Genomic DNA, 4,700 nt, shown 5'->3' with positions numbered 1-4,700 from the left:
TCGGCTAGTGAAAGAAAACCCCGTCCCCCACAACAGAATGTTTCCTTCACTTTTCCGTATGGATCATTGTTGTAATTCCTGCTGCATGTATCAAATCAACGCTATTCCCATTGTTACGTATTGCTTTTTATTCCATGGTTCCATTGACGCACAGATTCCACCCTCTGCACTCTTAAGGAACCAACGCCACCAGGGGAAACCACCCTGCTGGGTCACTTCCTACGAGTGTAAAGCAAAGGGTCACTATACATAAATGGACTTTCACGGCATAAACGCACTACTCAGATACTCACTTTTCATTCACTGATAAAATCCATTGAATAGCTTGTTCATTCTTCTGCTTCTCAGCTTCTGTAATGCCCTCACAAGCGTTCATTCGTTTTAAACGAGCCACAACATCCATATAAGAAAGGAGAGCCATAATCAGCCCTCCAGTAGGTCATTGGGTGTTATCGGATAATGAAGACGATAGTCCAATGGATACAGTTTGTTTTCTTCTGCTACAGGCTCATAAGATGGCTTTTTACGTCCCAACTTACGATACGTTTGAATACGCCATTCATTTTCCTGCTTCTTACTTGCCGAAATGTCAGGATGTTCATTTTGCTTTTCCAGTCTTTCAATTTCTTTTTCTACTTCTTCTGTTAATTCATACTTTGCAATAGCCATGATTTTCTCCTTTCAATCCATCCTAGTTAATTTGTTTGGTTTAGCTCCAGAGTGCAGAGCTACATACTCGTAATAGCCCCTATTTTGGTCACCTTGCCATACTGGATGATTTAATGTAATTGCTAACTCAAGCTCTTTTATGCGTGCTAGATTCAATTCTCGTAAGGCTGATGACGTACTTTCGTATTCATTCACTCGTACAAGTCGTTCAAGTTCAATTTGCAGCTGCTTCATCATTTGTTTATCCATGGATCATTGCTCATTTTCATAATCTCGTACTAATTTTCCATCACGATAATACTTAATGCCGTACAAGTACTCGCATACCAATTTCATACTTTTCGCAGGAACGAGCACACAACCTCTCTCGACCTTAGATAACGTCATTTGAGCCATATTAAGCATTTTACATAGTTCTTTTTGCGAGAAACCATCTACAAGCCGTTTCGTCCGTATCTGCTGATGTAATGGCATATGCATAAACTCACGTGTCTCATTTAACCAGTTCGCCATTGGAATAATCCTCCTCATACAAGTACTGCTCAATGCGTTCTACATAAAGCGGAGGTACTTTACCACTCTCAAGAGTGCAAACACGTGGAGCATATTCCAAACCAAGAATTTCAGCTAACTTTTGTTGGCTTAATCCTTCAATCAAACGTTTCATACGTACTTTCTTGTGTAATGGCAAATCATCAGCAATAACAATCGTTGTGTTTTTGTGTTCTTTTGGGTTGAAGTTGTCCCATGTAGAAAATTTCATGTGGATTTTCCTTTCTAATTTGAGGTTGTAAAGCGAGGTAGCGACAAGGAGGGAAGGAGCATCAACTCTCCTCATCACTATAAGTAAATCGTAACCCTTTGATTTTTCACTTGTCTATAATTAAATTACAAATTCCATAACTAATTTACAATAGATAAAACTACAATAAACGCTGTTATATAGCGTTTTATCATATATATTTGTCAATTGTCATGAATGAGAGTTGATAAAAACCAATTGATTGCTTAAAATATAATTAGGAGGCGATAACATGAAAGAAGTATATGGTTACATTCGTGTTAGTACGGAAACTCAAGCAGAAAAGGGATATGGATTACATACCCAAGAAAGTGCAATAAAGGACTATTGCAAACAGAACAAACTAAGATTAATTGGAATCTTTAAAGATGAAGGCGTGAGCGGTACAACAATAGACAGAAATGGACTAGCTGACTTGCTTTCTAGTCTTGCAGATACAAAAAGCGTTGTCGTAATGAATACAAGCCGTTTATGGCGTTCTGACAATGCAAAAGTAATGATTAAACGCCAATTGCTCAAAATCGAAGCTGAAGTGTTAAGCGTAGAACAACCAACGTACTCAATTACTGATAAAGACCCAAATGATTTTCTCGTAAATGGGATGATGGAATTACTAGACCAATATGATCGTATGAATACAAACCTCAAATTAGCAAAAGGAAGACGTTCCAAAGCAAAAAGTGGAATCAAAGGCGGAGGAAATGTTCCGTTGGGTTACCAATGGTTACATGATGGAGTAGAAACACCAATAGTCGTTATTGATAAGCCAAACGCTGAAATTGTACGAGATATTTTCAAGAAGTACTATGAGTTGAAATCCATCGGTAAAGTGAAAAAGCATTTAGACGAACAAGGTTATAAAACCGCTAGAGGGAATAGCTTCTCTCAGCAAAGCATTGCTACGATTCTACGAAACCCATTTTATAAGGGAGAAATCATTCATTCAGATGTAAAAACGAAAGGACAACACGAGCCACTAATCAGCTCCATTCAGTTTGGTAAAATTCAATCGTTACTAACTAAGAATGTACGCAATAAATAACTCATAATCCATGAAAGGAGGTGAAAATATGAAAGTCCGATATAGCCATGAAGAAGGTCAATTCCCATTTGTTCTAGGTGACTATGTAACTATTATCGTTCGCTACTTGTATGCAGAAGATACAGAAGAGGAATTGTACTATCATGGAACAATTACACAGATACATGCAGAGGGCTTACACGCCGTTCTAGACGATGATAAGAGCAAGGAGCAATACTTTGCTTTTGCAGACATAGAAAAGGTGATACAAGGGCATTTAATACCGTTCCTAGGTGGATATACTAGAAGACAAGATATATAGCCATTACCAGCGATTCCATGGCACGGCACATGCAAATCCCTGCTCCCTTGCTAAAAGTCGGATACAGTCAAATCTGAGCGTTCTGAGTAACATTCTAGCGACTCGCCGTGTTCCTTGTAGAATCATAGGAAAGAAAATAGACTGGTAAAGGGAATCGTCTTTACATAGTGGAACATTTTTTTCTAGTAAAGCAACAATTTATACGATAAATGCAGTAATACCAAGCATTCGAACACGATAACGGACAAAATCACAGTTTTTGGGCATAAGAAAACAGGGGGTAGGTACTCCCCCTTAAAAAATCGCTATATTATTGTTGTATCAACGTTCTTTACGGTTATGATAGAGTTGAATCTACTTTACGAAACTAGCATACATATAATACATGAAAATTTTCTTTTTTCTGTAGGGCTTGAATCTTTTTTATAAATTCGTATATACTTCGGTTAGATATTTATTTTTCGGTTGCTCTTATTGTTTCGCACACAATAGGAGCTTTTTTTATGCCTTCTTGATGCTTACGTATCATTTCATAATGTTTCGTTTTCAAACGATTGCACCCCTCATCGATAATTTCAGCTATTTGGTCTATATCATTATCGAACGCTTTATACACCAATGCCAACGTAGGAGCAAGACTTCTTTTAAGCCACTCTTTTGTTTCCAATACCGTTTTTTCTTCAGTGATCGTAGTTAATGGCAACTTTTCAACTTCTCCCAAGAACTTGTCCCAAAACTTAGCGGTTTTCCATCTGCGTTTATTCGTATCCTTACTTTTCCCTTTTTCCACAAAACGGAGATAGTGTTTCAATATACCGCAAACAGTTTCACCAATGGACTCTTCTCCATCTTCTTTACTTGTGATAATTTCAGCAACTCGCATTGCTTTTTCATCTCGTAACTGCAATTCCGTTCTAATCCATACTTTAATATCTTCTGACACATTGTAATTTGTACCCTTACGTTCCGCTAGCTTATCGTATATCCGAATTTGAATATCAGATTGCGGAGAACCAAAATATAGTGTCATCCCATTTACATCACCAGAGTGTATTTTAATAGTTTCTAATACCCTAGCAAGTTTAAACGGAGATATTAATTCAGCTTTCTTAATCTTGTTTACCAGTTTCGGTATAGTAAACATACCTTCAAAATCATCAACCGCCGTATCTAATCTAGTAAGATAGCCCTGGTGTGCAAAAATGGACTGAAACAACTCTTTCCAAGTCTGTTTCCCAAGATTCTCATACTCACGGCATCCTCTACCTTTCAATTCAAGATGTAGACCCATATCCTCACGACCATTAAAGTAAATTACAATACTTCCATAACGGAAAGATTCTTTGTAACCATAATTTCCATCACCGTTAGAAAAGTCATCAGAATTTAGCTTCAAAACGTCAAAAATCAACTGCTCCATCTCGATATTTTTGAAAGTAGCTCCAACCCAGTCTACACAAGCTCTCAGCCCAGTTTCGGTTGTACGCTCCACCCCCATGTTATGTGTACGGGGGTTCGAGTATGGATGTAAATATTCTTTCTTCATTTCTTCACCCATTTTCTATTAAAAAATTTCAAGGAACACGGCGAAAAAAGATTCGCCTTGTCTCCAAGATTAAACATTAGCAAACTCATTCGTCAACCGATTCTTTTTATATTCTTCTAGTATCTGATATAGGAAAACCCTATAGGGACTTAAAAAAATAGTAAATTTTGCAACGCAAGTAACCTTATATGTTGGCGTATTTTCGAATCTTTCGGAGGGTACACCCCTCTTACATATGGCCTTCGGCTAGTGAAAGAAAACCCCGTCCCCCACAACAGAATGTTTCCTTCACTTTTCCGTATGGATCATTGTTGTAATTCCTGCTGCATGTATCAAATCA

The 4,700-nt window shown here is 37.7% G+C and carries 8 protein-coding genes; 2 read left to right on the top strand and 6 right to left on the bottom strand.

All coding sequences use genetic code 11. The features are described 5' to 3' along the window. Positions 1 to 289: 289 nt before the first annotated feature. From FOT98_RS33095 to FOT98_RS28240, 5 genes are read right to left on the bottom strand one after another with little or no spacing between them, the layout of a single operon-like run. Entirely contained in the window at positions 290 to 421 is a 132-nt protein-coding gene (locus FOT98_RS33095) for a hypothetical protein (RefSeq protein WP_259652775.1), read from the bottom strand. 2 nt (positions 422 to 423) lie between these two features. Next, positions 424 to 669 (bottom strand): hypothetical protein, encoded by a 246-nt coding sequence (locus tag FOT98_RS28255; protein WP_063263158.1) that lies wholly within the window; start codon positions 667 to 669, stop codon positions 424 to 426. Positions 670 to 681: 12 nt separating this feature from the next. Further along, complete coding sequence (locus FOT98_RS28250) at positions 682 to 918, bottom strand: hypothetical protein (protein WP_063263159.1); 237 nt, start codon at positions 916 to 918, stop codon at positions 682 to 684. A gap of 3 nt (positions 919 to 921) precedes the next feature. Continuing rightward, positions 922 to 1,182 carry a helix-turn-helix domain-containing protein gene (locus tag FOT98_RS28245; RefSeq protein ID WP_063263160.1) on the bottom strand — a complete coding sequence of 87 codons (261 nt, stop codon included), beginning with the start codon at positions 1,180 to 1,182 and terminating at the stop codon, positions 922 to 924. Next, complete coding sequence (locus FOT98_RS28240) at positions 1,163 to 1,432, bottom strand: hypothetical protein (protein ID WP_063263161.1); 270 nt, start codon at positions 1,430 to 1,432, stop codon at positions 1,163 to 1,165. Before FOT98_RS28240 ends, FOT98_RS28245 begins: the two co-directional genes overlap by 20 nt. A gap of 271 nt (positions 1,433 to 1,703) precedes the next feature. Here FOT98_RS28240 and FOT98_RS28235 point away from each other — a divergent pair, with 271 nt between their 5' ends. Both FOT98_RS28235 and FOT98_RS28230 read left to right on the top strand, forming a co-directional pair. Then, positions 1,704 to 2,513: a recombinase family protein gene (locus tag FOT98_RS28235; RefSeq protein ID WP_063263162.1), complete on the top strand. Its 810-nt coding sequence runs from the start codon at positions 1,704 to 1,706 to the stop codon at positions 2,511 to 2,513. A 28-nt stretch (positions 2,514 to 2,541) separates the two neighbouring features. Beyond that, complete coding sequence (locus FOT98_RS28230; RefSeq protein WP_063263163.1) at positions 2,542 to 2,814, top strand: hypothetical protein; 273 nt, start codon at positions 2,542 to 2,544, stop codon at positions 2,812 to 2,814. Between the two features lie 454 nt (positions 2,815 to 3,268). Here FOT98_RS28230 and FOT98_RS28225 read toward each other — a convergent pair whose 3' ends face one another. Next, complete coding sequence (locus tag FOT98_RS28225) at positions 3,269 to 4,360, bottom strand: replication initiation factor domain-containing protein (protein WP_063263157.1); 1,092 nt, start codon at positions 4,358 to 4,360, stop codon at positions 3,269 to 3,271. Positions 4,361 to 4,700 lie beyond the last annotated feature (340 nt).

The organism is Bacillus sp. HY001 (genome assembly GCF_007558965.1).
Taxonomy (GTDB): Bacteria; Bacillota; Bacilli; order Bacillales; family Bacillaceae_G; genus Bacillus_A; species Bacillus_A mobilis.
Note: the sequence above shows the minus strand (reverse complement) of the source record. Positions and strands in the feature narration are given on the sequence as shown.